At 65.1% G+C, this 25,404-nt stretch carries 21 protein-coding genes; 15 read left to right on the plus strand and 6 right to left on the minus strand.

Annotation, left to right across the window (positions count from 1 at the left end; translation table 11 throughout):
- Positions 1-141: 141 nt before the first annotated feature.
- Complete coding sequence (locus THITHI_RS0104270) at positions 142-918, plus strand: DUF3750 domain-containing protein (protein ID WP_018231837.1); 777 nt, start codon at positions 142-144, stop codon at positions 916-918.
- On the opposite strand, the gene THITHI_RS0104275 is transcribed toward THITHI_RS0104270, so the two are convergent.
- Positions 907-1,812 (minus strand): alpha/beta fold hydrolase, encoded by a 906-nt coding sequence (locus THITHI_RS0104275; RefSeq protein ID WP_018231838.1) that lies wholly within the window; start codon positions 1,810-1,812, stop codon positions 907-909. The two genes, THITHI_RS0104270 and THITHI_RS0104275, sit on opposite strands and share 12 nt — an antisense overlap.
- Positions 1,813-1,977: 165 nt before the next feature.
- Between THITHI_RS0104275 and THITHI_RS0104280 the strand changes: the two genes are divergently transcribed.
- Complete coding sequence (locus tag THITHI_RS0104280) at positions 1,978-2,694, plus strand: hypothetical protein (RefSeq protein ID WP_018231839.1); 717 nt, start codon at positions 1,978-1,980, stop codon at positions 2,692-2,694.
- A gap of 141 nt (positions 2,695-2,835) precedes the next feature.
- Complete coding sequence (locus THITHI_RS0104285) at positions 2,836-4,053, plus strand: IS256 family transposase (RefSeq protein ID WP_018231840.1); 1,218 nt, start codon at positions 2,836-2,838, stop codon at positions 4,051-4,053.
- Positions 4,054-4,295: 242 nt separating this feature from the next.
- Here THITHI_RS0104285 and THITHI_RS0104290 read toward each other — a convergent pair whose 3' ends face one another.
- The 3 genes from THITHI_RS0104290 to THITHI_RS0104300 form a co-directional block, all read right to left on the minus strand.
- Positions 4,296-5,273: a quinone oxidoreductase family protein gene (locus THITHI_RS0104290; RefSeq protein ID WP_018231841.1), complete on the minus strand. Its 978-nt coding sequence runs from the start codon at positions 5,271-5,273 to the stop codon at positions 4,296-4,298.
- A 235-nt stretch (positions 5,274-5,508) separates the two neighbouring features.
- Positions 5,509-6,525, minus strand: a complete 1,017-nt coding sequence (locus tag THITHI_RS0104295; RefSeq protein ID WP_083908767.1) for a serine/threonine protein kinase — start codon at positions 6,523-6,525, stop codon at positions 5,509-5,511.
- A gap of 70 nt (positions 6,526-6,595) precedes the next feature.
- Positions 6,596-7,735 (minus strand): acyl-CoA desaturase, encoded by a 1,140-nt coding sequence (locus THITHI_RS0104300; protein WP_018231843.1) that lies wholly within the window; start codon positions 7,733-7,735, stop codon positions 6,596-6,598.
- A 451-nt stretch (positions 7,736-8,186) separates the two neighbouring features.
- Here THITHI_RS0104300 and THITHI_RS0104305 point away from each other — a divergent pair, with 451 nt between their 5' ends.
- The 10 genes from THITHI_RS0104305 (at position 8,187) to THITHI_RS0104355 (ending at position 21,478) form a co-directional block, all read left to right on the plus strand.
- Positions 8,187-9,230, plus strand: coding sequence for a TAXI family TRAP transporter solute-binding subunit (locus THITHI_RS0104305; RefSeq protein ID WP_018231844.1), 1,044 nt, complete (start codon positions 8,187-8,189; stop codon positions 9,228-9,230).
- Between the two features lie 27 nt (positions 9,231-9,257).
- Positions 9,258-11,225, plus strand: a complete 1,968-nt coding sequence (locus THITHI_RS0104310) for a TRAP transporter permease (protein ID WP_018231845.1) — start codon at positions 9,258-9,260, stop codon at positions 11,223-11,225.
- Entirely contained in the window at positions 11,222-11,974 is a 753-nt protein-coding gene (locus THITHI_RS0104315) for a sulfite exporter TauE/SafE family protein (RefSeq protein ID WP_018231846.1), read from the plus strand. The genes THITHI_RS0104310 and THITHI_RS0104315 overlap by 4 nt, the downstream gene beginning before the upstream one ends.
- Before the next feature lie 435 nt (positions 11,975-12,409).
- Complete coding sequence (locus THITHI_RS0104325; protein ID WP_018231848.1) at positions 12,410-14,314, plus strand: propionyl-CoA synthetase; 1,905 nt, start codon at positions 12,410-12,412, stop codon at positions 14,312-14,314.
- A 254-nt stretch (positions 14,315-14,568) separates the two neighbouring features.
- Positions 14,569-15,267, plus strand: coding sequence for a GntR family transcriptional regulator (locus tag THITHI_RS0104330; protein WP_018231849.1), 699 nt, complete (start codon positions 14,569-14,571; stop codon positions 15,265-15,267).
- A gap of 29 nt (positions 15,268-15,296) precedes the next feature.
- On the plus strand, positions 15,297-16,208 hold the full coding sequence (gene prpB / locus THITHI_RS0104335; protein WP_018231850.1) for a methylisocitrate lyase: 912 nt from the start codon (positions 15,297-15,299) through the stop codon (positions 16,206-16,208).
- On the plus strand, positions 16,201-17,358 hold the full coding sequence (gene prpC, locus THITHI_RS0104340; protein WP_018231851.1) for a bifunctional 2-methylcitrate synthase/citrate synthase: 1,158 nt from the start codon (positions 16,201-16,203) through the stop codon (positions 17,356-17,358). Before prpB ends, prpC begins: the two co-directional genes overlap by 8 nt.
- Positions 17,359-17,546: 188 nt before the next feature.
- Complete coding sequence (locus tag THITHI_RS0104345) at positions 17,547-18,995, plus strand: bifunctional 2-methylcitrate dehydratase/aconitate hydratase (RefSeq protein ID WP_018231852.1); 1,449 nt, start codon at positions 17,547-17,549, stop codon at positions 18,993-18,995.
- Positions 18,996-19,180: 185 nt separating this feature from the next.
- On the plus strand, positions 19,181-20,137 hold the full coding sequence (locus THITHI_RS0104350; protein WP_018231853.1) for an MBL fold metallo-hydrolase: 957 nt from the start codon (positions 19,181-19,183) through the stop codon (positions 20,135-20,137).
- Between the two features lie 342 nt (positions 20,138-20,479).
- The gene (locus THITHI_RS0104355; RefSeq protein ID WP_018231854.1) at positions 20,480-21,478 is read left to right on the plus strand and encodes an MDR family oxidoreductase; all 999 of its coding nucleotides are present in this window, start codon (positions 20,480-20,482) and stop codon (positions 21,476-21,478) included.
- A 479-nt stretch (positions 21,479-21,957) separates the two neighbouring features.
- On the opposite strand, the gene THITHI_RS0104360 is transcribed toward THITHI_RS0104355, so the two are convergent.
- The gene (locus THITHI_RS0104360; protein ID WP_018231855.1) at positions 21,958-22,554 is read right to left on the minus strand and encodes a protein-methionine-sulfoxide reductase heme-binding subunit MsrQ; all 597 of its coding nucleotides are present in this window, start codon (positions 22,552-22,554) and stop codon (positions 21,958-21,960) included.
- Between the two features lie 32 nt (positions 22,555-22,586).
- Positions 22,587-23,537, minus strand: coding sequence for a protein-methionine-sulfoxide reductase catalytic subunit MsrP (msrP, locus tag THITHI_RS0104365; RefSeq protein ID WP_018231856.1), 951 nt, complete (start codon positions 23,535-23,537; stop codon positions 22,587-22,589).
- A 233-nt stretch (positions 23,538-23,770) separates the two neighbouring features.
- Here msrP and THITHI_RS0104370 point away from each other — a divergent pair, with 233 nt between their 5' ends.
- Positions 23,771-23,965, plus strand: a complete 195-nt coding sequence (locus THITHI_RS0104370; protein WP_018231857.1) for a PA3496 family putative envelope integrity protein — start codon at positions 23,771-23,773, stop codon at positions 23,963-23,965.
- A gap of 155 nt (positions 23,966-24,120) precedes the next feature.
- A complete protein-coding gene (locus THITHI_RS0104375; protein ID WP_018231858.1) occupies positions 24,121-25,338 on the plus strand; it encodes an IS256 family transposase in 1,218 nt (405 codons plus the stop codon).
- Positions 25,339-25,404 lie beyond the last annotated feature (66 nt).

Consider the following 25,404-nt stretch of genomic DNA (forward strand, 5'->3'; position numbering starts at 1 on the left):
CCGGCGGTCCATAGTATCGTCCCTGCACGATCTGACCGGGCCCGTTCCGGATGCATAAACGATCAATTAAATATTTATAAATAAATTAGTTATAAGTTATTCTTAAAGTTTAATATTGGATCCTGACCGGACCCCTGACCCATGCATGCCCTCCTGAAATGGATCGCCGGCACCCTCCTGCTCCTGTTCCTGCTGCTGACGGGGCCGGCCATCATGGCCATGTCCGAACAGGTGGCCCTGGGCGGTTCCTGGCGGACCGCCGACCGCTCCAGTACGGGCCTCGCCCCGGATCCGGCCCTCACCCCCGAGGCCGTGGTACAGGTGTACGGGGCCCGCGCGTTCAACTGGCGCGGCGCGTTCGCCGCCCACACCTGGATCGCCGTCAAGCCCGCCGGCGCGGACGGCTACACCCTGCACCAGGTGACACGCTGGCGCGGCCTGAGCACGGGCCCGGGTGTCGCCGACGCCCACTGGTTCGGCAACCGCCCCCATGTCCTGGCCGAACTGCGCGGGGCGGAGGCCGAACGGGCCATCGAACGGATCGGGACACTGCTGCCCGAATACCCCTGGCCCCACCTCTACCGCGTCTGGCCCGGACCCAACAGCAACACCTTCACCGCGTGGATCACACGCCGGGTCCCCGAGCTGCGGGCACGATTGCCCACCATCGCCGTCGGCAAGGACTACCTGGATTCACGGATGGTGGACGTGGCCCCCAGCGGGACCGGCGTTCAGTTCTCCGTGCAGGGGCTCCTGGGCATTCTGATTGCCCCCGAGGAAGGCCTCGAGGTCAATGTGCTCGGTCTCGTTATGGGCATTGACCCTCAGGCACCCGGCATCAAACTGCCGGGCATCGGACAGGTCCGTTTCGGGCGATCCGCGGAATCCCCCGGCACCGCCGCCGCTTCAGACCGGTGACGGCGGCGTTTCGCCGATCAGCTGTTCGCACCAGTGCTCGATGGCGTGGCGCGCTTCGACCGGGCGTTCCGTCAGCAGCCAGTGATCGGCATCGATGGCCACCTCCTGGCCCAGCGGGAACCGGATAATCTGAGCGGCGACCGCATCACGGTCACTCACGCTGGCCCCCGCCGAGCGCAGCACCAGCACCGGCACCCGGATCCGGCACGGGTCCGGGACAGGCCGCACCACCTCACGCAGATCCTGGAGATAATTGCGCAGCGGCAGATAGCGAAGATCCGCCCTGGGGTTCATGTAAAGCCGACCGATGTGTTCCGCTTCGTTACGGCGCAACCGCTCGCGCGTGCGTGCATCCAGGGCGGCCAGGTCCCGGTAGGGAAACCTCCGCCTTCCGATGCCCAGGCGCTGCGCGGCGGCCAGCAGGGCAATCACGAGACGATTGACGGGGGCCAGCCTGCGCACCAGACCCAGCATGCCCCGAAGCGCCCCGGGAAACACCGGATCCACCAGGATCAGTCCCCGCACGCGCGCCGGGTGGGCCACGGCGAGATCCATGATCACCTGGGCACCCAGACTGTGGCCCAGAAAGACCGCCCGCTCGTGGCCCTCGGCATCGAGAAGTGCAAGCAGATCCCTGCACCAGAGTTCCCGGCTGAGCGTTCCCCGGCGCATGGACGCGCCGTGGCCCCGCAGGTCCGGCCGAAGCAGGTCCCAGGTTCCGCGCAGGCGCATTTGGTCGCTCAGTTCGCTGAACCGCGTACTGTTGCTGGCCACCCCGTGCACCATGACCAGCGCGGGGGCATCCCGCATGCCGCAGTGATGGACGCGATACGCGAGTCTTGCGCCGTCGGCTGCCGGGTAATACCGAAGCAGGCCATGGTCGATGTCATCCATCGGTTCATGTTAGCCCAGAAGAGGGGCCGCATTGCCGGGACACAATCCCGTTCGGGCCGAAGGACCGGGACGCCGGCGATCCGCGCCGGCGCCCCGGGGAACTTCGGTATTTCCGTGTGATCCATTTATACTCATGAGAAGCCCGGTGTGATCCGGAGGTAGCGCATGAGATTTTGGCCCGCCCTGCCCGCCCTGCTCCTGACGTTCAGCGCCATGGGCGCCGAAACGATCCCCTTCAACCACTGGACGGTCATGTCCCATGCGGACCCGGACTCCGACAAGGTGTTCATCGCCGCCTGGACACGCAACCGCGACGGGCACATGCTCGCCTTCGGCCAGCAGGACAACGGCCCCATCGAGGGCGCGCTGATCCTGAACGAAAACAGCGGCTCCGAGGCCCACGCGGGTCATGCATTGCGGGTCAGCATCGCCCGCAAGGGCGAACACCGGGTGGCGGATCTGCGCATCCCGGACAGCGCCCGGAACGGGGACCGGTCCGAAGTCGCCAGCCGCGTGGAATGGCCCGTCTGGGAGAAACGCCAGGGCGGCAAGCCGCCCAGCCTTCTGAGCGAGATGCGCGAGGGCGAGCAACTGGAACTGGAATTCAGGGATGCCCAGGGGCAGGCGCAGCAGACGCACTTCTCACTCAAGGGGGCGGATCGCGCCCTGGCCTGGATCCTCCAGGAAGGCCCCATGACGGCCAGCTATCACACCGTGGACACCCTCTCCGAGGACGCCGCCCTGCAATGCCGCCGCCAGGCCGACGGCGACCCCCGCCGCCGGGACACCTGCTTCGACCGCATCGTCTCCTGCTGGGACAAGCAGGGCAACGGCTCCGTCGCCGCCTTCCGCGGCTGCCTGAGCAACGAAGGAGTGATGTAAGTAAAGGATGAAGGTTGAAGGTTGAAGGTTGAAGGATGAATTAAACCACCCCTCCCCGGCCCTCCCCTGAGGGGGGGACTGTAATTAAATCTGTGTAACTGCTTGTTTCTGTTTATGGTAGCTGAAACGGGAGACAAGCAGATGCAAGAACAAGAGAAGAAGGACTTGGCGGCGCGCCTGGCCAAGGGGATCAAGACGGAGAAGGATCTGAGCGATTTCAGCGCTGAGCTGATGAAGCTGGTGGTGGAAACCGCGCTGGGTGCGGAGATGGAGGCGCACCTGGGCTATGCCAGGCATGACCCGGGCGGGCACCACAGCGGCAACAGTCGCAACGGCTTCAGCCGCAAGACGCTCAAGGGCAGTCACGGGGAGGTCGAGATTGCCACGCCCCGGGATCGCAACGGCAGCTTCGAGCCGCGGCTGGTGGGCAAGGGCCAGACGCGGCTGACACAGTTTGATGATCAGATCCTGGCGCTCTATGCCCGGGGCATGAGCACGCGCGACATTGTCTCGGCCTTTGAGCAGATGTACGGGGCGCAAGTGTCTGCGAACCTGGTCTCGCGGGTCACCGAGGCGGTGATCGAGCAGGTTGAGGCCTGGCAGAACCGGGTGCTCGACGAGGTCTATCCCATTGTTTTTCTGGATTGTGTGGTGCTCAAGGTGCGCCAGGACCGGCGCATGGTGAATAAATCGATGTACCTGGCGCTGGGGATCAACACCGAGGGCGAGAAGGAGTTGCTGGGGCTGTGGCTGGCCGAAACCGAGGGGGCGAAGTTCTGGCTCTCGGTGCTCACCGAGCTTCAAAACCGGGGGGTCAAGGAGATCTTCATCGCCTGCGTGGACGGGCTGAGCGGCTTCCCCGATGCCATCGAGGCGGCCTTCCCCCATGCGCGGGTGCAGCTGTGCATGGTGCACATGGTGAGAAACAGCGTGCGCTACGTCTCCTGGAAGGAGCGCAAGGCGGTGTGCCGGGACCTGCGCCAGATCTACCACAGCGCGAGCGCCGAGCAGGCCGAGGCGCAGCTTGCTGCCTTTGAGGCCGTCTGGGGCGAGCGCTATCCCAGCATTGGGCCGATCTGGCGCCGGCACTGGGCACAGGTGATCCCGCTGTTTGATTATCCGCCCGAGATCCGCAAGGTGACCTACACCACCAACGCCATCGAATCGCTCAACAGCGTCATCCGCAAGGCCACCAAGAACCGGCGTGTCTTCCCCAGCGATGCCTCGGCGATGAAGGTGGTATTCTTGGCCGTGCAGAGCGCCTCAAAGCGCTGGACCCGGCCCATCCAGAACTGGAAGGCCGCCATGCATCGATTCGAAATCGAACATGGCGAGCGAATCCGGGACACTCAGGGATAGGCAGTTACACAAAAAGAATTACAGACTCCTGAGGGGAGGGAGCAGGGTCTGTTTTCATTCATCCTTCATCCTTCATCCTTCATCCTTCATCCTTCATCCTTCATCCTTCATCCTTCATCCTTCATCCTTCATCCTTCATCCTTCATCCTTCATCCTTCATCCTTCATCCTTCATCCTTCATCCTTCATCCTTCATCCTTCATCCTTCATCCTTCATCCTTCATCCTTCGGTTCTGCTGCCCATCAGGGCAGCAGAACCGAAGACCCCGTCGTCTTGCGTCCCTCCAGATCCCGGTGCGCCTGGGCCGCGTCCTTGAGGGCGTAGGTCTGGTTGATCTCGATGCGCACGGCGCCGCTGCCCACCACCTCGAACAGATCGCCGGAGGCCCAGGCCAGGTCTTCGGGCGTCGACGTGTAATGGAACAGGGTCGGGCGCGTCAGGAACAGTGATCCCTTCTTCGACAGCAGGATCGGCTCGAAGGGCGGCACGGGACCGGAGGCGTTGCCGAAGGTGACCATCATGCCCCGAGGGCGCAGGCAGTCCAGTGAGCCCATGAAGGTGTCCTTGCCCACGGAGTCGTACACGGCCGCCACCCCTTCCCCGTCGGTGATCTCCCGCACGCGCGTGACGAAATCCTCGCGGGTGTAGACGATGGGATGGTCGCATCCGTGGGCGCGGGCGATTTCGGCCTTCTCGTCACTGCCCACCGTGCCGATCACCGTGGCGCCCAGGTGGCTGGCCCACTGACAGGCGATGAGCCCCACCCCGCCCGCGGCGGCATGGATGAGAATCCTGTCCCCGGGTTCCACCCGGTGGATGCGCCTGAGCAGGTAATGCGCCGTCATGCCCCGGAGCATCATGGCGGCGGCGGTCTTGTCCTCGATGTTGTCGGGCAGCTTGACCAGCCGGGTCGCGGGCATGATGCGCGCTTCCGCATAGGCGCCCGGCGGCGGCGTGGCATAGGCCACCCGGTCGCCCTCGGAGAGCGTGGAGACGCCCTCGCCCACCGCCTCCACCACACCGGCCGCCTCCATGCCCAGCACTCCGGGCATCGACGGCAGCGGATACAGACCCGTCCGGAAATACACGTCGATGAAATTGAGCCCTACCGCGGTCTGGCGCAGACGCACCTCGCCCGGGCCGGGATCGCCCACCTCGATGGACTCCCAGCGCATCACCTCCGGACCGCCGGTTTCGTGGATTCGGATTGCGTGGGTCATGAATGGCTCCTTCAATGCAGATACATGAAAAACAGATACAAGATACAAGATAAGGGAGGATGCTGCCCGCGGATCACCGGCTCTTTGCTGTTTCGAGTGGATGGTCTTTGTCGACCACGCAAGGATCGCAGGGGGGGGGCAGAGCCAAGGGCACACGTAGGAGCCCGGTCCTCCGGGCGATAGGAGGGCACGGGGAGACGGATCGCCCGGTCCCCCGGGCTTCCACCGCCATCCCTTACAGGATCGCCGGTTCATCCATGACCGCGATCTGTTCGCGCAGTTCCAGGATGCGGTCTTCCCAGTAGCGGGGGTTGTCAAAGAACGGGAAGGCCATGGGAAATGCGGGATCGTGCCAGCGCCGCGCGATCCAGGCGGAATAATGGATGAGGCGCAGGGTGCGAAGCGCCTCGATGAGGTGCAGTTCCCGGAGGTCGAAGTCCCGGAAATCCTCGTAGCCCTCGCGGATGGCGGCCCATTGGGCGGCCATGCTCTCGGGGTCGCCCGAGAGCAGCATCCACAGATCCTGAATCGCGGGCCCCATGCGGGTATCGTCGAAATCCACGAAGTGCGGGCCGGCATCGGTCCACAACACGTTGCCTCCATGGCAATCGCCGTGCAGACGCAGGGCACGGACCTGTCCGGCACGCCGGTAGCAGTGCGCCACCCCTTCCAGCGCCTGATCCACCACGCCCCGATAGACCGGCTCCAGGTCCGCGGGAATGATCCGGTTGTCCAGCAGGAACGCCCTGGAGCGCATGCCGAAGGTCTCGGCATCCAGGGTCGGCCGGTGCCGGAAGTCTTCCATGGCACCGACCCCGTGGATACGGGCGATGAAGCGCCCGAGCCGGGTCAGCGTTTCGGGATCGTCCAGTTCCGGGGCATGTCCCCCCTGGCGGGGAAACACGGAGAAACGTTCACGGCCGGCATGAAGCAGCGTGCCCTGTCCGGGAAATTCCAGGGGCGGTACCGCGGGGATCTCGCGCTCCGCGAGCTGTCCGACGAACCGGTGCTCCTCCAGGATGGCAGCATCGCTCCAGCGGCCGGGCCGGTAGAACTTGACCACGCAGGGAGTCTCATCCTCCAGGCCCACCTGGTAGACGCGGTTCTCGTAGCTGTTGAGCGCCAGCAGGCGTCCGTCGCAGACCAGTCCGTGGGCTTCGAGCACGTCGAGGATGCGATCCGGCGTCAGGCCCCCGAACGGCGCGCTCAGGGCATCGGCCTCGATGCCGGGATCGGGCGGGCCGCCGCTCATGCGTGCACCCACCGGCCCGGCCCGGCCGGCCACGGTACGACGAGGACCGCCGCACCGTGGATCATGGCCGTCAGGACAGTTGCAGCGTCAGCAGGGCGAGCCGCTTGCGCTGCATCTTGAGCAGATACTCGAACTCCCGGATACGCGTGCGCATGACGGCATGTTCCCACTGGACTGCAAGCTGCTGCCGGGTCTGTTCGTACAGGCCGCGCTTGTGGGCCTTCCATTGCTCCAGGACGGACAGGAAGTGCTGGTACTCCTGCTCCAGCACCGTTCGCCATTTTTCCACGTTGCCGCCCCCCCGGGAGAGCTTCCTGCGCGCCTCGCGGAATTGCATGGCGATCAGGGCCTGCTGGATCTGGAAATTGCTGGCCCGTTTCAGGTTTCCGGCGAGACCCAGCCAGCTCAGGGTGGCGATCAGCCACTTGGTCGGGTCGTACTGCCACCAGCGCACGCCGTTGCGGTAATCGTACTGAAACAGGTGGTGGAAATTGTGATACCCCTCGCCATAGGTCAGCAGCGCCAGGACGCCGTTGTCCCGGGCGCTGTTCCCGTCCGTGTACGGCTGGCGGCCCCAGAAATGGGCCAGCGAGTTGATGAAGAAGGTGAAATGATGCGCGAGGACCAGGCGCAGAAAACCGGCCAGCAGGAGCATCTCGATCACATTGCCGAAAATCAGCCCGAGCACCACCGGCAGGCCGATGTTCATCGACAGTGCAATGGGCACGTAGTAGCGGTGCTGCCACATGACGACGGGGTCGCGCAGCAGGTCCGGCGCGTTGCTGAAGTCGGCCTTGCCGCTGGGGTAGTCCCTGAGCATCCAGCCGATGTGGGAGAACCAGAGACCCCGCCCGGCGGAGTAGGGATCCCGTTCATTGTCATCCACGTGACGATGGTGCGTGCGGTGGCCGGAGGCCCAGATCAGGATGCTGTTCTGCAGGGTACAGGCACCCCACAGGGCCATGAAGACGCGCACCGCGGGATGGGCCTCGTAGGCGCGATGCGCCCACAGCCGATGGTAGCCGGCCGTGATGGACATGCTGCCAAAGACCATGAACAGGCCGAAGGCGACCCAGGCGCTGGCACTGTAGCCATGGGTCAGGCCGTACCAGGGCACCACGGTCACGGCCACCAGCGCCGTCAGGCTGAACATCAGCGTGGTGGTCCAGATCAGGCGCGGACGGGTTTCGGGGGACGCGGATTCGCTCATGGGACGCAGGACTCGCAATCGGGTGACGGACTTGGTTACATTTTAGCAGGGAGCCGCTTCATACCGATACGTCAACCGGCGGCTGTCGTTCAGTCCCCCGGCACCGGGCGCCTTCGCGGTGGCGTGTCGGGCCGGTCTCGCGAACCGTGATCCGGGCCCGGCGCATACCCGGTGCCTGGCTGACCGGATGGCGGCTCCCGGCTTTGGATGCAAGTGATTGGATCATTAAAGTTTAATTAAATCAATATTAAATAGGACATATCTCTCAAGAAACATGACATCCGTCGGGCAGAATCCGGTGGGTGGTCTAAGGTTAGCAGAGAACAATAAAAGCCAATGGGAAGACACGGTCGGACCGGTTGATGCGCCATCCGACGCGATTCCCGCGCCCCGGAGAAACGCCCTGCGCGACTGACGCCGGAGCGATAACCAGAGAGAGGGAGTATTGCCGATGAAACGCTTTTTCCTGACACTCGTTTCCGCCCTTGTGATTGCCGTCCCCCTGGGGCTGTCGGAGATCCGTACCGCAGACGCCCAGGGCCAGGTGACACAGTTGCGCTGGGCCACCTCTGCGGTGGGTTCGGCGGGCCATCGCGCCAAGGTGGCCCTGATGGCCATGCTCAACCGGGAGATGCCCGACTACTCCATCACGGTACTGCCCACGCCGGGCGCGCTTGCCACGGTGCGGGGCTATGCCACCAACCAGTTCGACGGCTACTACGGCGCCGACATCGCCTTCCGCGAGCTGGCGGGCGACACCGGCCGGTTCCGCGGCTTCAGCCAGCAGATGCAGCGTGAACCCGTGCAATCCTTCTGGGCCTACACCATGGAAGTGGGCCTGGGTGTGCGGGCCGCCGACCGGGGCAACTATTCCGGCTGGGGCGATCTGGCCGGCCGGCCCGTGTTCACGGGTCCGGCGCCCTGGGACGTGCGCGCCCAGCTGGAGCGGGCCATGCAGACCCTGGAAGTGGGGCATGAGTACGTGGAACTCGACCGCGGCCTGACCGCCTCATCCCTGGCCGAGGGAAACATCGATGCCTTCATCGTCTACAGCACCGGCGAAGCCAGCCCCGCCCCCTGGGTGAACGAGGCCATGATCGCCGCCGACGTGGCCGTGCTCAACCCGAGCGAGGCCGAGATCGCGAAGCTCCGGGGGGCCGGACTTGACGTGGTGGAAGTGGATCCGGATGTATTCCGCGGCGACGTGTATGTGGACAAGGTGCTGGTGGTGCCTTTCTACTACGGGTTCCATGTAGGGCCCGAAGTGCCCGCCGTTGATGTGTTCCGCATGCTCACCATCATCGAGGCACATGCTGAGGAACTGGCGCGCTCCGACGCCGCGTTCCGTCAGATCAGCCGGGACATGGTGGATATCCAGCGCCGTGGCGTAGCCGCCTCTGTGGACTCGGTGAAGGTGCATCCGGGGCTTGCCCGTTACCTGCGTGAAAAAGGCGCCTGGGACAGCGCCTGGGACGATCGCATCGCCGGCAACTGAGGGGCCGCTGATCGCCCCGACGGCCTGATGAACGAATCCGCCGCCAGCGGTCCCGACGTGCCGGGACTTTCCCCCTTGGCACGTCGGTTGCGGCTGGCGGCGGATATCCTGTTCTACCTGGTCGGTACGATCTTCTTCCTGCACTTATCGCGCTACTACGTCACCGGGGCCGGCGGCCCCACCCAGCTCGCCGTGGTGGGGGTCCCGCTCACCATCTGCCTTGTCTACCTCAACGATCTGCGCCATGGCGAGTTGTATCCACGCCTGGGGCATCTGGCCCCGTTCATCATCGCGCTCGTGTATTGCGGCATCAGTGTCTACGCCATTTCCTATCTGATCCGCGAGTTCGACGAGATTCGCATCTATCGCCTTGGCCTGTGGAATCTCCATGACCTGGCGGTGGGCGGCGCCGTCGCGGCGCTGGTGATGGAGTACACACGGCGGCGCTACCTTGCCCTGTTCGTCCTCAACATCCTGTTGATCCTCTACACGGTCTACGGCTATCTGGTACCGGGCCTGTTCAACCATCCGGGCATGACCTGGACCCGCGTGGTCAGTGCAGTGAGCGTGGAGATCTCGACGGGAGTCTTCGAGCGTCTGCCGCAGCTTGGCCTCACGCTGATCGGTTCCTTCATCCTGGTACTGGCGGCACTTCGCGCCTTCGGCTGCATCGACTCCCTCCTGCACGGCTCCACCCGGATTGCCGTGCATTCGCCCAGATTGCTGCCCCAGGCGGCGGTGATCGGCTCCTTCGGTGTGGCGGCCGTATCGGGCTCAGGCGCGGCCAATGCCGCAACCACCGGCACCGCAACCATTCCCGTGCTCATCAAGGCGGGCTTTCCACGAGTCACGGCAGCGGCGGTGGAGACCGCCTCATCCCTGGGTGGCCAGCTCATGCCCCCGCTCATGGGGATTGCCGCGTTCCTCATGGCCGACTATCTGGGCGTCGGCTACTTCGACGTGGTGGCCAGGGGGTTCGCACCGGCCATCATCTTCTACCTGGGCGTGGCCTTCGCCGTCTGGCTTCTGGCCGGGCGCTACTACCGGCGCGCCGTCTCGCCGGCGGTGGAGCCCCTGGGCTTCATGGACTGGGCCAATATCGCAGCCTACTTCGTCGCGGTGGCGGGCCTGATCTATTTCATGGGCGTGGAGCGCAAACCCGCCATGGCCGCGGCTCAGACCGTGTTCACCTACTTGTTCATCTTCCTGGCCGCGGCCTTCGCCGTGCGCAGCGTCAAGGCGCGCCGTTTCTCGATCGAGTGGGTTACCCGCCCGCTGCTGCGAATGATCGAATCCTATGCCAGCATCACCGCCGAGTTGACCATCCTGCTGGCGACCCTGGGCATACTCACGGCCACCTTCACCATCACGGGCGTGCCGACCAAGGTGGGCATCCTGCTCATGGAGGGCGCCGGGATCAATCTTGCCGTGATGGTGCTGGTAGGCTTCGGGTTCGGCTATATCATCGGCATGGGCCTGCCGGTGGCGCCGACCTACATCATCATCGCCATCGTCATCTCGCCGTTCATGATCCGCGCCGGCGTGGATCCGTGGGTGGTGCACTTCTTCGCCTTTCTGGTGGCGGTGTTCGGTGAACTCTCGCCACCCACCTCGGTGACCGCCGCGGTCGCCTCGCGTATCGCGGAGGCGCCCTTCATCCGTACCATGATGGTGGCCATGGTGATCTGTATGCCGTTGATGCTCATGATGGGCGCCATCTTCGCCCGTCCCGACCTGGTCGTGCAGCCGGGGATGGCGCAACTGCCCGCCTTCGTCCTGGTGCTGATCGGCACCCTGGCCATCAGCTTTGCCCTGCAGGGGAGCTTCATCTACCCGCGCATGGCGGACATCACCCTGCGCATCATCCTGGCGGGTCTCGCCGGCGCGGCGGTCTTCCATCCCGACACTGCAACCGCAGCGGGCTATGCCGTGCCCAGCCTGCTGCTGATGCTGTTCGGGCTGTGGCGATACCGCCGGCTCGTACCCTTGAGATGACCATCGAACAGGTCTTGCTGCTGCTGGCGGCAGGCGCCCTGTCGGGCTTTCTCAACGTCATGTCCGCCGGGGGATCCATGATCACCCTGCCGGTGCTCATGTTCGTCGGCCTGGACAGCACCACGGCCAACGGCTCCAACCGTGTCGGCATCGTGCTGCAGAACATCACGGCCACCTGGAAGTACCGCAGCGCCGGACACCGGCACCTGCGCCTGGGCATCAAGCTCTCCGTACCCGCCGTGGCGGGCGCCGTCGTCGGGGCCTGGGCCGCCACTCTGGTGGGCGACGACCTGTTTCGCTGGATTCTCATCCTGGTGATGGTGGGCTCGTCGGTGATCATGCTGATGCCCATGCCGACGCACCGGGACACGGTATACCTGGAGGATTCGCACCTGCGATGGCCGGTGATCGCCGCCATGGGCGTCATCGGCTTCTACGGCGGCTTCATCCAGGTGGCCGTGGGCATCCTGTTCATCGTGCTGCTCTACCGGATCCTGCGCATCGATCTGGTGCAGGTGAACATCCTCAAGGTGCTGGTGGTGCTCTTCTACATGGTGCCGGCCCTGGGCATCTTCATGGCCACGGGCAACGTGCACTGGGGCTTCGGACTGGTGCTCGCCGCAGGCAGCATGGCCGGCGCCTGGCTCGGCGCCCACATGACCCTGGGCCCGCGGGGCGCGGTGTGGATCCAGCGCATCACCCTGCTCATCATCGCGGCAATCATCATCAAGCTCATCGCCGACATGTGACGGCGGCTGCCCGCCGCCCATCGCTGGATGGTCATCAATTTCATGACTTCTCGTCAGAAGTGAATCTGATAGTTCTTTCCAATCAATGCATTGGAAATCTCGCCGCCAACGGATTGTTGACACTTCCGCCAAAACCGCTAGTGTTCTACTAGCCGGCCGGAGTGAGCACGCCCCGTCACAGCGAGCGGATCGGCGGCCGCAGCAGAAGGGTGGCGAGATATGCGGGCCACCGTGCTATCTCGCCGGATCGGCCATGGCAAGGCATCCGGACACCGCGTTCCCGTCGAGGTATCCGGCCGGGCCGAAACCCGGAACACAATTTTCGAGGGTGCCCGGAATCCCCGCGGTACAGACCGCCGCACCACGCAGGCACGGCGCTGTTTCGATCAGGATTCGAAGGCATCCCCCACGGCAGTGATCGGAGAGGAGTGAGTCATGGGGTACGAAGACGTCTACGCCCGCGCGGTGCGCGATCCCGAAGGCTACTGGGCGGAAGCCGCCAAAGCCATCCACTGGGACACGCCCTGGGAAAAGGTGCTCGACGAAAGCCAGTCGCCGTCCTGCCGCTGGTTCGTGGGGGGCAGGCTGAACACCTGCTACAACGCCCTGGACCGGCACGTGGACGATGGCCGCGGCGATCAGCCCGCGGTGATCTATGACAGCCCGGTCACCGACACCCGGCAATCCATCACCTACCGCGAGATGCGCGACCGGGTGGCCCTGTTCGCAGGCGCCCTGGCCCGGCTGGGCGTGACCAAGGGCGACCGGGTCATCATCTACATGCCCATGGTGCCCGAGGCCCTGGTCAGCATGCTGGCCTGCGCGCGCCTCGGCGCCGTGCACTCGGTGGTGTTCGGCGGCTTCTCGGCCCACGAGCTTGCGACCCGTATCGACGACGCCAAACCGCGGGTGGTGGTCGCGGGATCCTGCGGCATCGAGCCCACCCGGGTGGTGCAGTACAAGCCGCTGCTGGACAAGGCCATCGACCAGGCCAGCCACAAGCCCGAGCACTGCATCATCCTGCAGCGCCCCCAGGGGCCGGGCGAGATGGTGTCCGGGCGGGATCTGGAATGGAACGAGGCCATCGAGGGCGCCGAGCCCCACGACTGCGTATCCGTGGCCGCCACCGACCCCCTCTACATCCTCTACACCTCCGGCACCACCGGCAAACCCAAGGGTGTGGTGCGCGACAACGGCGGCCACGCGGTGGCGCTCAAATGGACCATGGAGCACTTCTACGGAGTGAAGCCCGGCGAGGTGTACTGGGCCGCCTCCGACGTGGGCTGGGTGGTGGGCCACTCCTATATCGTCTACGCCCCCCTGCTGCACGGCTGCACCACCATCGTCTACGAGGGCAAGCCCGTGGGCACGCCGGACCCCGGTGCCTTCTGGCGGGTGATCTCCGAACACGAGGTAGCGGCCATGTTTACCGCGCCCACCGCCTTCCGCGCCATCAAGAAGGAGGACCCGAAGGCCGAGCATCTCAAGCGCTACGACATGAGCGCCTTTCGCACCCTGTTCCTGGCGGGAGAGCGCTGCGATCCCGACACCCTCAACTGGGCCGGCGAGATCCTCGACCGGCCGGTGATCGACCACTGGTGGCAGACCGAGACCGGCTGGGCCATCGCCGGCAATCCCATCGGCATCGAACTGCTGCCCATCAAGGCCGGCAGCGCCGGCAAGCCCGTGCCCGGGTTCAACGTGCGCATCGTCAACGATCAGGGCGAAGAGGTGCCGGACGGCACCATGGGCCGCATCATGGTCAAGCTGCCCATGCCCCCGGGCTGCCTGCCCACCCTTTGGAACAATGACCAGCGCTTCCGCGAGGCGTATCTGGATGCCGTGCCCGGCTACTACCTGACCGGGGATTCCGGCTACCTGGACGAGGACGGTTACCTGTACGTGATGGGCCGCATCGACGACACCATCAACGTGGCGGGGCACCGGCTGTCCAGCGGCGCCATCGAAGAGGTGCTGGCCGCGCATCCGTCGGTCGCCGAGTGCGCGGTGATCGCCGTGGCCGACGAGCTCAAGGGCTCCGTGCCCCTGGGCCTGGTGGTGATGAAGAGCGGCGTCACCCAGGACCGGGACACCCTGTGCAAGGAACTGGTGGCGCTGGTGCGCGAGGAGATCGGTCCGGTGGCGGTGTTCAAGAAAGTGGCCGTGGTGGATCGGCTGCCCAAGACCCGCTCCGGCAAGATCCTGCGGGCTGTCATGCGCAAGATCGCCGACAACGAGGCCTACCAGACCCCGGCCACCATCGACGACCCGGCCATCCTGGACGAGGTCCGCGAGGCGCTCCAGGGCCTCGGTTATGCGGCTGGCGACGGGGGCAATTGATCGGCCGGAGCGTCGAACAACGGCGGGACGCCCCGTAGGAGCCCGGTCCCCCGGGCGATTTGCCAGGCCCCGGCCATCGCCCGGGGGACCGGGCTCCTACAGGGAGGGCCGGCGGTGCCACACGACGGATCGACCGTCTCGATCCCGCCCGGAGACCTGCTGACAACGTGTATACAATATTCCCGTAAATACCCCTGAAGAACGGTGTAATTGGCTTGCTTTGCAGCAAGATTGTTGACAATATAGGCGCCGCTATGCATCCCGACGAACAAGGCATCACCCTCTCCGAGCGGGTATTCCGCCGCCTCCGCAAGGCCATCGTGGAGGGCGAGATTCCCAGCGGCAGCAAGATCAGCGAGCCGGAGCTGGCGGCCGCCTACGGCATCAGCCGGGGCCCGCTGCGCGACGCCATCGGCCGCCTGGAGGCCTGCCACCTGGTGGAACGGCGGCCCAACGTGGGCGCCCGGGTGGCCACCCTCACCCAGGCCGACCTGATGGAGCTGTACCTGCTGAGAGAATCCCTGGAGGGGCTGGCAGCGCGCCTGGCGGCGGAGCGCATCACCGGCGAGGAGATCAGCGAGTTGCGCGGTCTGCTGACCCAGCACGAGCAGCGGGTGGAACTGCAGGAAGGGGTCGCCTACTTCCAGAAGGAGGGGGATCTCGACTTCCACTACCGCATCGTCCAGGCCAGCGGCAATGCACGGCTCGTCCAGCTTCTCTGCAACGATCTCTACCACCTGATGCGCATGTACCGCTACCAGTTCGGCATGGCCAGCAGCCGGGCACGCAATGCATTCCGGGAGCACGGCCATATCGTCGACGCCATCGCCGACCGTGACGGGGAGATGGCCGAACTGCTCATGCGCCGCCACGTGCGCGTCTCCCGGGAGAACGTGGCCCGCCAGTTCGCGGAGCATCCGGATCAGTCTCCCAATATCCGTATCGCCGGTTAGCGGCATGTCCGCATGACCAGGAGCCACTCATGACCGAAGCATCCCCGACACCTTCCAAACCCGGCGCCCGCCTGCGCCGGGCCGTGGCCGAAGAAAGGCCGCTGCAGGTGATGGGCGCCATCAACGCCTATCACGCCACGCTGGCGGAACATGCCGGCTACCGCGCCCTCTACCTCTCCGGCGGTGGCGTGGCCGCCGGCTCCCTGGCCCTGCCGGACCTGGGCATCAGCACCCTGCACGACGTGCTGGAGGACGTGCGCCGCATCACCTACATCACGGAGCTGCCGCTGCTGGTGGATGCGGATACCGGCTTCGGACCCAGCGCCTTCAACATTGCCCGCACCGTGCGCGAACTCATCCGCGCAGGCGCCGCCGGCTGCCACATCGAGGACCAGGTGCAGTCCAAGCGCTGCGGCCACCGTCCGGGCAAGGCCATCGTCTCGAAAGGCGAGATGGTGGACCGCATCAAGGCCGCCGCCGATGCGCGCACCGACGACTTCGTCATCATGGCGCGCACCGACGCCCTGGCGGTGGAAGGCCTGGATGCGGCGGTCGACCGTGCCGCGGCCTGCGTGGAGGCCGGTGCCGACATGATCTTCCCGGAGGCGGTCACGGAACTGGATCAGTACCGGCGATTCGTGGAGGCCGCGGGCGTGCCCGTGCTGGCCAACATCACCGAGTTCGGCCAGACGCCGCTGTTCACGACGCAGGAGCTGAAAGACGCCGGCGTCGGGCTCGCGCTCTATCCGCTGTCCGCCTTCCGCGCCATGAACCAGGCGGCCCTCAAGGTCTACGAGGCAATCCGCCGCGACGGCACGCAGAAGGCGGTGCTCGACCTCATGCAGACCCGCGACGAACTCTACGAACACCTGGGCTATCACGCCTACGAACAGCAACTCGACCGCCTGTACCGCCAGGAGGGGGACAACGCAGATGACTGAAACCGATACCACCCAGACCAAACCCAGGCCCAAGAAGTCCGTGGCCCTGTCGGGCACCGTGGCCGGCAACACGGCCATCTGCACCGTGGGCCGCACGGGCAACGACCTGCACTACCGGGGCTACGACATCCTGGATTTCGCCGACAAGGCGGAGTTCGAGGAGATCGCCCACCTGCTGATTCACGGCACCCTGCCCGACCGCGCGGAGCTGGCGGCCTACAAGGAACGGCTGCGCGCACTGCGCGGCCTGCCCGCGGCGCTGCGCACCGTGCTGGAGCAGATCCCGCCTTCGGCCCACCCCATGGACGTGATGCGCACCGCAGTCTCCATGCTGGGCACCCTGGAGCCGGAGAAGGAGGACATGACCGTGGCCGGCGCGCGCCAGATCGGCGACCGGCTGCTGGCAAGCCTGGGGTCGGCCCTGCTCTACTGGTATCACTTCGCCCACAACGGCCGGCGCATAGACGTGGAGACCGACGACGACAGCCTGGGCGGGCATTTCCTGCACCTGATGCACGGGCGCGCGCCCTCCGAACCGTGGGTGCGCGCCATGCACACCTCGCTCAATCTCTACGCGGAGCACGAATTCAACGCCTCCACCTTCACGTCCCGGGTGGTGGCGGGCACCAACGCCGACCTCTACTCGGCCATCACCGGCGCCATCGGCGCCCTGCGCGGCCCCAAGCACGGCGGCGCCAACGAGGTGGCCTGCGACATCCAGTTGCGCTACGACGATCCCGACCAGGCGGAGGCGGACATCCGCGAGCGCGTGGGCCGCAAGGAGATCATCATCGGCTTCGGTCATCCCGTGTACACCACCGGGGACCCGCGCAACGAGGTGATCAAGGCGGTGGCGAAGCGCCTCTCCGAGGACCGGCACACCATGACCATGTTCGCCGTGGCGGACCGCCTGGAGAGCGTCATGTGGGATCTGAAGAAGATGTTCCCCAACCTGGACTGGTTCTCCGCGGTCTCCTACCACATGATGGGCATCCCCACCGCCCTGTTCACGCCCATCTTCGTCATCTCGCGCACCACCGGCTGGGTGGCCCACGTGATCGAACAGCGCCTGGACGGCAAGATCATCCGCCCCAGCGCGAACTATACGGGGCCGGAGAACCGCAAGTGGGTGCCGATTGATAAGAGGTGAAGCAGAAATGAAGTGCGAAGTGGGAATTGGGAAGTGGGAATGAAACCACCCTCACCCCGGCCCTCTCCCTGAGGGAGAGGGCGCGCATCGGGGCTATTCCGACTTCCCAATTCACACTTCCCACTTTCATTCGCCCTTCCCAATTCACACTTCTTACTTCCAAGAAATGCGACATCAGGAGCATTGAGATGAGCCAACACATCGCCGACGCCAACGTCCGGCCCGACCCGGACCCGGAAATCAAGGCCATCGCCGACTACGTGTGCGACTATGCCGTCGATTCCCAGGAAGCGCTGGACACCGCACGCAACTGCCTGATGGATTCCCTGGGCTGCGCCATGCTGGCGCTGCAGTATCCCGAGTGCACCAAGCACCTCGGGCCGGTGGTGCCGGGGACCGTGGTGCCCAACGGCTCGCGCATCCCCGGCACCCAGTTCCAGCTCGACCCGATCCAGGGTGCCTTCAACATCGGGGCCATGGTGCGCTGGCTGGACTTCAACGACACCTGGCTCGCCGCCGAGTGGGGTCACCCCTCCGACAATCTGGGTACCATCCTGGCCCTGGCCGATCACCTGAGCCGCAGGGCGGTCGCCGAGGGCAGGCCACCCATCAACATGGACGACGTGCTGCGCTACATGGTCAAGGCCCACGAGATCCAGGGCGTGCTGGCCCTGGAGAACAGCTTTAACCGTGTGGGTCTGGACCACGTGGTGCTGGTGAAGGTGGCCTCCGCGGCGGTGGCCGCCCACATGCTGGGCGCACACCGTGAGCAGGTCATCGACGCCGTCTCCCAGGCCTGGGTGGACGGGCAGTCGCTGCGCACCTACCGCCACGCCCCCAACACCGGCTCGCGCAAATCCTGGGCCGCGGGAGATGCCTGCGGGCGCGCGGTGCGCCTGGCGCTGATGGTCATGAAGGGAGAGATGGGCCTGCCCAGCGTGCTGTCCGCGCCCCGCTGGGGTTTCTACGACGTGCTCTTCAAGGGCGAGAAGTTCAGGTTCCAGCGCGACTACGGCAGCTACGTGATGGAGAACGTCCTGTTCAAGATCAGCTTCCCGGCCGAGTTCCATGCACAGACGGCAGTGGAATGCGCGCTGAAGCTGCACGACCAGGTGAAGGACCGCATCGACGAGATCGACCGCATCGAGCTGACCACGCAGGAATCCGCCGTGCGCATCATCAGCAAGGACGGCCCCCTGCACAACCCGGCGGACCGCGACCACTGTCTGCAGTACATGGTGGCCGTACCGCTCATCTTCGGCCAGCTCACCGCGCGCCACTACGAGGACGACGTGGCCGCCGATCCGCGCATCGACGCCCTGCGCGAGAAGATGCGCGTGGTCGAGGACCCGCGCTATTCGAAGGAATACCACGACACCGACAAGCGCTCCATTGCCAACGCCATACAGGTGTTCTTCAAGGACGGCTCCAGCACCGACAAGGTGGAGGTGGAATACCCCATCGGCCACCGCCGGCGCCGCGCCGAAGGCATCCCGGTGCTGGAGAACAAGTACCGCGACGCCCTGCGCACCCGTTTCCCCCGCGGCCAGGCGGAGCGCATCTTCGATCTGTGCAAGGACCCCGGCCGCCTGTCGGCCACCCCGGTGCACGAGTTTGTGGATCTGTTTCTGATTTGATGGGACGGCGGCTTTGAGGGAACCACCACTTTCAGAGAACCGCGGCGCAAAGACGCGAAGGGGCGCAAAGTTAACTGATCTAAAAACAGCACTTATATTCGGGTGTTCTTTTTACACATGATTCTTTGCGTTACTTTGCGTCTTCGCGTCTTCGCGTCAAAGCTCTTGATCTGTCGGTAAACCACATGACCCAAGTACATTACGAAGATCTCGACCACGGCATCACCATGATCGATGCCCAGCTGTATCGTCAGGGACAGGTGTCCACCTACCTGATGATCGAAGGGGACCGCGCCGCGTTCATCGAGACGGGAACCGCCCACTCGGTACCGGGCATGCTGTCGGTGCTGGAGCAGAAAGGCATCCCGCGGGAGAACGTGGATTTCGTGATCCCCACCCATGTGCACCTGGACCATGCCGGCGGTGCCGGCGCGCTCATGCGCCACCTGCCCAACGCGCACATGGTGATCCACCCGCGCGGTGCGCGCCACATGATCGACCCGTCCAGGCTCAACGCCGGTGCCGCGGCGGTCTATGGTGAAGCCGAGATGGAACGCATGTTCGGCACCGTCGTGCCCGTGCCCGCCGAACGAGTCACGGAGGCCGGCGACGGAGACGAACTGGATTTCAACGGCCGGGTGCTGCGCTTCCTGGACACGCCCGGCCACGCCAAACACCACTTCTGCGTGGTGGACGAGGCCGGTGACGGCATCTTCTCCGGCGACACCTTCGGACTCTCCTACCGGGAGTTCGACACCGAACACGGCCCCTTTGTGCTGCCCACCACGACACCGGTCCAGTTCGATCCCGAGGCCCTGCATCAGTCGGTGGACCGGCTCATGGCGCAGAGCCTGAGCTACATGTATCTCACCCACTACAGCCGCGTAGGCGATCTCAAACGTCTGCAGCAGGACATGCACGAACTCATCGACATCTACGTGGACCTGGCACGGGCGCGGGCCCATGACGGCGACGCCCGCCACGACGCCCTGTGCGAGGACATGATGCAGGTGCTGATTCGACGCCTGAGAGATCACGGCTGCCGGCTGCCGGAGGACGAGATGCGCACCCTCCTGGACCCGGACGTAGGCCTCAACGTCCAGGGCCTGGAGATCTGGCTGGACCGCCAGACACAAACGTAGCTTGGGGTGAACGCAGCGAACCCCAACATGGCAGAGGCCTCCCGGGCCCCGGCGCGTTGGGGTTCGTTCCTCACCCCAACCTACAACTGCTTTCTTGCCACAGAGTACACAGAGGTCACAGAGAAAAAAACAACAGAATCGTAGGTTGGGGTGAGCGCAGCGAACCCCAACACGGCAAAGGCCTCCCTGGCCCCGGCGCGTTGGGGTTCGTTCCTCACCCCAACCTACGCTCTGGCTGGACAGGCAGGCACAGGCGCGCGGCGCGGCCGCCGCTGCCACGGTAAACCGGGGTCCGGAATCGGAACCACCGGCACACACACAGCAACCGAACAGGAGTGACCCATGAGCGAGACATTCAAGGCCCTGGTACTGGAAGAAGCCGAGAAGGCCCCCGTCGCATCCGTCAAGGAACTCACGCTATCCGATCTGCCGGAAGGCGACGTGCTGGTGCGGGTGACCCACTCGGGCCTCAACTACAAGGACGGCATGATCATCAAGGGCCTCGGGCGGCTGGTGCGGAAGTACCCGCACGTACCCGGCATCGATTTCGCCGGCACGGTGGAGGAATCCGGCGACGCGCGCTACCGGCCCGGTGACGCGGTGGTGCTCACCGGCTGGCGCGTGGGCGAAGTCCACTGGGGGGGCTACGCGCAGATGGCGCGGGTCAAGGCCGACTGGCTGGTGCCCCTGCCCGACGGTCTCAGCGCGCGCCAGGCCATGGCCGTGGGCACGGCCGGATTCACCGCCATGCTGGCCGTCCAGGCGTTGGAGGATGACGGATTGTCACCCGGCAATGCCCAGGGCGAGGTGCTGGTGACCGGTGCTTCCGGCGGGGTCGGCAGCGTGGCCGTTTCACTGCTCTCGCGTCTCGGCTACCCGGTGGCGGCGGTGACCGGCCGCCCGGACAACGAGGACTACCTCAAGGGGCTGGGCGCCGCCAGCGTCGTGGCCCGTGCCGAGTTGGCGGACCCCCCCGGCAAACCGCTGCTCGGCGAACGCTGGGCAGGCTGCGTCGACGCGGTGGGCGGCGACATGCTGGCTCACGTGCTGGCGGAGATGCGCTACGGATCATCCGTGGCAGCCTGCGGGCTGGCCGGCGGCCCGGCACTGAAGACCACCGTCCTGCCCTTCCTGCTGCGCGGGGTGAGGCTGCTGGGAATCGATTCGGTCATGTGCCCCACGGAAAGGCGCACGGCCGCCTGGACGCGCATCACCGAACTCCTGCCCACGGACGTGCTGGATTCCATGACCACGGAGATCGGCCTGGACGACCTTCCGGAATACGCGGACCGCATCCTCCAGGGCCAGGTGCGCGGACGCGCGGTGGTGGTGCTGGACTGACCCGCCTTTGCGTCTGCGCGAGAGAATCGGTTTTACCGGATGGGGGCCCGCAGCCTGTAGGTTGGGGTGAGGAACGAACCCCAACAACGGGTGGTCTCCGAAGCCGCGCCGTTGGGGTTCGCTGCGCTCACCCCAACCTACGGTTCTGTTGGTTCTTCTCTGTGACCTCTGTGTACTCTGTGGCAAGAAAGCAGTTGTAGGTTGGGGTGAGGAACGAACCCCAACGCGCCGGGGCCTGGGATATTTCCGCCATGTTGGGGTTCGCTGCGCTCACCCCAACCTACCCTCTCCCAGCATTGACAGGGCGAGCCGTTCCTGTCGGCCGCTCTGTGTTCCGTAGGAGCCCACTCCCGTGGGCGATCGGGCCAGGCTCTGCCATCGCCCGGAGGACCGGGCTCCTACATCGGGCCGGTTCAATCCGATGGGGTTCATTCTCGCGCCCTCGGCGTGCTTCATGGCTGAACCGGGCACACCCACACTCACCTGGCGCCACCCCGCAACGGTCGCAACACCCGCCCCTTCCACACCCACCGCATCACCACCCGCCACCCCAGCAGCACGCCCAGGATCACCGCGTACAGCAGCGGCTCACGGTAATCCGCACGGGTCAGCCACCAGAAGTGCAGCACGCCCAGGATCGCCGCCGGATAGACCAGCCGGTGCAGGTGCGCCCAGCGCCGCCGCAGACGGCGCATCATGGCGTCCGAGGACGTGAGCGCCAGGGGCACGAGGAGCAGCCATGCGGTGAAGCCCGCGGTGATGTAAGGCCGGTTGAGGATATCGTCCCAGACAAGAGTCCAGTCGAAGAACAGGTCCATGCCGATCCACACGCCCAGATGCAGGCAGGCATAGAAGAAGGTGAACAGCCCCAGCATGCGCCGCAAGCGCATGACGGCGCTCCAGCCGGTCAGATGACGCAGCGGACTGACCGCCAGGGTGATGAGCAGGAACCGCAGGGTCCAGCTGCCCAGATCGCGCATGACGAACTCGATGGGGTTGGCGCCGAGCCCCCCGCCCATGCCCCCGAAGGCACGGGCGAACAGGATCGCCAGCGGCAGCAGGCACAGAACGAACACCGCCGCCTTGAGCGCCTTGAAGGTTCCGGGGCTCAGAAGTGCTTCCTCAGGTCCATGCCCGCATAGAGCGCCGCCACTTCATCTTCATACCCGTTGAACATCAGGCTGCGCCGCCGGCGCAGCTCACCGATACGCCGTTCCGTGCGCTGGCTCCAGCGCGGGTGATCCACATCCGGATTGACGTTGGAATAGAATCCGTACTCCCGGGGCGTGGCCATGTTCCAGCTGGTGGGCGGTTCCTCCTCCGCGAAACGGATGTGCACGATGGACTTGATGCTCTTGAAGCCGTACTTCCAGGGGACCACCAGGCGCAGCGGCGCGCCATTCTGGTTGGGCAGGGTCTCCCCGTAGAGACCCACGGCCAGGATGGTCAGCGGATGCATGGCCTCATCCATGCGCAGCCCCTCCCGGTACGGCCACTCCAGCACCCTCAGGCGCTGCCCGGGCAGATTCTCCGGATCCATCAGCGTGGTGAAGGCCACGTAGCGGGCACTGCCCAGGGGCTCCGCCTGCGCGATGATGCGGTTGAGCTCGAAACCCACCCAGGGGATGACCATGGACCAGCCTTCCACGCAGCGCAGCCGATAGACACGCTCCTCCAGTGCATGGGGTCTGAGGAAATCCTCCAGCCGGTAGCGCCCGGGATTCAGGCATAACCCGTCCACGGTCACGGTCCAGGGTTCGGTGACCAGCCGGTGGGCATTGCGCGCCGGGTCCGCCTTGCCGGTGCCCAGTTCGTAGAAGTTGTTGTAGGTGGTGATGTCCTCCCGGGGCGTCAGCGCCTCGTCGGTGCCGAACGGCCCCGGCATGTAGTCCAGGGATGCCCCGTGGGCGGGCGCGGGCTGCAACAGTGCCGATCCGCCCAGCGCCCCCATGGCCGCCAGACCCATGCCACGGAGAAACCGCCGCCGTCCCCGGTAGACCTCGGGCGGGGTGATCTCCGATGGTTTCGGCGCATGTTTAGAGGGGATGCGGATGAGCATGAGCGGGTTCCAGGCCGGGGGTGTTCCCAAAGAGGATACGACGCTTGTCGGCGTTTGGATGCCCCCACCGCCGATTGGTTTCCGGGGCCGGGCGGGCAGGGAACGGGGCATCAAACATTTTTTGGATTAGGAATAAAAAAAATCTTGTTGCGCATTTCGACAAGCACGGTATAAGGGCGTCGTAAAACGTCGCTTTTAAAGGACATTGACGCCAACCGTGGAGAAGCGCCCCTATGGCAAGGGTCCGAGACATCCCCACCATGGACGATGAACTGGACAGTCCTGAATGGACCCAGGAGACCAACGCGGCCCCCCGCACCACCGCCCGCCGTTCCCTGGAGCGGCTGCTGGAGAAGCGCGCCCTGCGCCGTCAGCTGGAAGACACGTTCGGAGACGACAGCCACGCGCTGAGCGAACTCGACTGGTAACTCAAGTTTGAAGTGTGAATTGGGAAAGGGGAACTGAAGTTTGAAATGTGAATTGGGAAGTGGGAATAAGAAAAAAGGGCGAGCCGCAGGGACTGTAATTAAATCTGTGTAACTGCTTGTTTCTGTTTATGGTAGCTGAAACGGGAGGCAAGCAGATGCAAGAACAAGAGAAGAAGGAGTTGGCGGCGCGCCTGGCCAAGGGGATCAAGACGGAGAAGGATCTCAGTGATTTCAGCGCTGAGCTGATGAAGCTGGTGGTGGAAACCGCGCTGGGCGCGGAGATGGAGGCGCACCTGGGCTATGCCAAGCACGACCCGGCTGGGCACCACAGCGGCAACAGTCGCAACGGATTCAGCCGCAAGACGCTCAAGGGCAGTCACGGGGAGGTCGAGATTGCCACGCCCCGGGATCGCAACGGCAGCTTCGAGCCGCGGCTGGTGGGCAAGGGCCAGACGCGGCTGACACAGTTTGATGATCAGATCCTGGCGCTCTATGCCCGGGGCATGAGCACGCGCGACATTGTCTCGGCCTTTGAGCAGATGTACGGGGCGCAAGTGTCTGCGAACCTGGTCTCGCGGGTCACCGAGGCGGTGATCGAGCAGGTTGAGGCCTGGCAGAACCGGGTGCTCGACGAGGTCTATCCCATTGTTTTTCTGGATTGTGTGGTGCTCAAGGTGCGCCAGGACCGGCGCATGGTGAATAAATCGATGTACCTGGCGCTGGGCATCAACACCGAGGGCGAGAAGGAGTTGCTGGGGCTGTGGCTGGCCGAAACCGAGGGGGCGAAGTTCTGGCTCTCGGTGCTCACCGAGCTTCAGAACCGGGGGGTCAAGGAGATCTTCATCGCCTGCGTGGACGGGCTGAGCGGCTTCCCCGATGCCATCGAGGCGGCCTTCCCCCATGCGCGGGTGCAGCTGTGCATGGTGCACATGGTGAGAAACAGCGTGCGCTACGTCTCCTGGAAGGAGCGCAAGGCGGTGTGCCGGGACCTGCGCCAGATCTACCACAGCGCGAGCGCCGAGCAGGCCGAGGCGCAGCTTGCTGCCTTTGAGGCCGTCTGGGGCGAGCGCTATCCCAGCATTGGGCCGATCTGGCGCCGGCACTGGGCACAGGTGATCCCGCTGTTTGATTATCCGCCCGAGATCCGCAAGGTGACCTACACCACCAACGCCATCGAATCGCTCAACAGCGTCATCCGCAAGGCCACCAAGAACCGGCGTGTCTTCCCCAGCGATGCCTCGGCGATGAAGGTGGTATTCTTGGCCGTGCAGAGCGCCTCAAAGCGCTGGACCCGGCCCATCCAGAACTGGAAGGCCGCCATGCATCGATTCGAAATCGAACATGGCGAGCGAATCCGGGCCACTCAGGGATAGGCAGTTACACAAAAAGAATTACAGACTCGAGCCGCAGGCTCGCCCTTTCCTTTTAAGTTCCCCCTT

Source organism: Thioalkalivibrio thiocyanodenitrificans ARhD 1 (assembly GCF_000378965.1).
GTDB classification, from domain to species: Bacteria; Pseudomonadota; Gammaproteobacteria; order Ectothiorhodospirales; family Ectothiorhodospiraceae; genus Thioalkalivibrio_A; species Thioalkalivibrio_A thiocyanodenitrificans.

Bases quoted from the DNA above. Each gene is read 5' to 3' on its own strand.
- msrP (WP_018231856.1), bottom strand. From the start codon at position 23,537: ATGCTCATCCGCATCCCCTCTAAACATGCGCCGAAACCATCGGAGATC.
- THITHI_RS0104275 (WP_018231838.1), bottom strand. From the start codon at position 1,812: ATGGATGACATCGACCATGGCCTGCTTCGGTATTACCCGGCAGCCGAC.
- THITHI_RS0104290 (WP_018231841.1), bottom strand. From the start codon at position 5,273: ATGACCCACGCAATCCGAATCCACGAAACCGGCGGTCCGGAGGTGATG.
- THITHI_RS0104310 (WP_018231845.1), top strand. From the start codon at position 9,258: ATGAACGAATCCGCCGCCAGCGGTCCCGACGTGCCGGGACTTTCCCCC.
- THITHI_RS0104355 (WP_018231854.1), top strand. From the start codon at position 20,480: ATGAGCGAGACATTCAAGGCCCTGGTACTGGAAGAAGCCGAGAAGGCC.
- THITHI_RS0104300 (WP_018231843.1), bottom strand. From the start codon at position 7,735: ATGAGCGAATCCGCGTCCCCCGAAACCCGTCCGCGCCTGATCTGGACC.
- prpC (WP_018231851.1), top strand. From the start codon at position 16,201: ATGACTGAAACCGATACCACCCAGACCAAACCCAGGCCCAAGAAGTCC.
- THITHI_RS0104370 (WP_018231857.1), top strand. From the start codon at position 23,771: ATGGCAAGGGTCCGAGACATCCCCACCATGGACGATGAACTGGACAGT.
- THITHI_RS0104345 (WP_018231852.1), top strand. From the start codon at position 17,547: ATGAGCCAACACATCGCCGACGCCAACGTCCGGCCCGACCCGGACCCG.
- prpB (WP_018231850.1), top strand. From the start codon at position 15,297: ATGACCGAAGCATCCCCGACACCTTCCAAACCCGGCGCCCGCCTGCGC.
- THITHI_RS0104325 (WP_018231848.1), top strand. From the start codon at position 12,410: ATGGGGTACGAAGACGTCTACGCCCGCGCGGTGCGCGATCCCGAAGGC.
- THITHI_RS0104270 (WP_018231837.1), top strand. From the start codon at position 142: ATGCATGCCCTCCTGAAATGGATCGCCGGCACCCTCCTGCTCCTGTTC.
- THITHI_RS0104375 (WP_018231858.1), top strand. From the start codon at position 24,121: ATGCAAGAACAAGAGAAGAAGGAGTTGGCGGCGCGCCTGGCCAAGGGG.
- THITHI_RS0104330 (WP_018231849.1), top strand. From the start codon at position 14,569: ATGCATCCCGACGAACAAGGCATCACCCTCTCCGAGCGGGTATTCCGC.
- THITHI_RS0104280 (WP_018231839.1), top strand. From the start codon at position 1,978: ATGAGATTTTGGCCCGCCCTGCCCGCCCTGCTCCTGACGTTCAGCGCC.
- THITHI_RS0104295 (WP_083908767.1), bottom strand. From the start codon at position 6,525: ATGAGCGGCGGCCCGCCCGATCCCGGCATCGAGGCCGATGCCCTGAGC.
- THITHI_RS0104315 (WP_018231846.1), top strand. From the start codon at position 11,222: ATGACCATCGAACAGGTCTTGCTGCTGCTGGCGGCAGGCGCCCTGTCG.
- THITHI_RS0104305 (WP_018231844.1), top strand. From the start codon at position 8,187: ATGAAACGCTTTTTCCTGACACTCGTTTCCGCCCTTGTGATTGCCGTC.
- THITHI_RS0104285 (WP_018231840.1), top strand. From the start codon at position 2,836: ATGCAAGAACAAGAGAAGAAGGACTTGGCGGCGCGCCTGGCCAAGGGG.
- THITHI_RS0104350 (WP_018231853.1), top strand. From the start codon at position 19,181: ATGACCCAAGTACATTACGAAGATCTCGACCACGGCATCACCATGATC.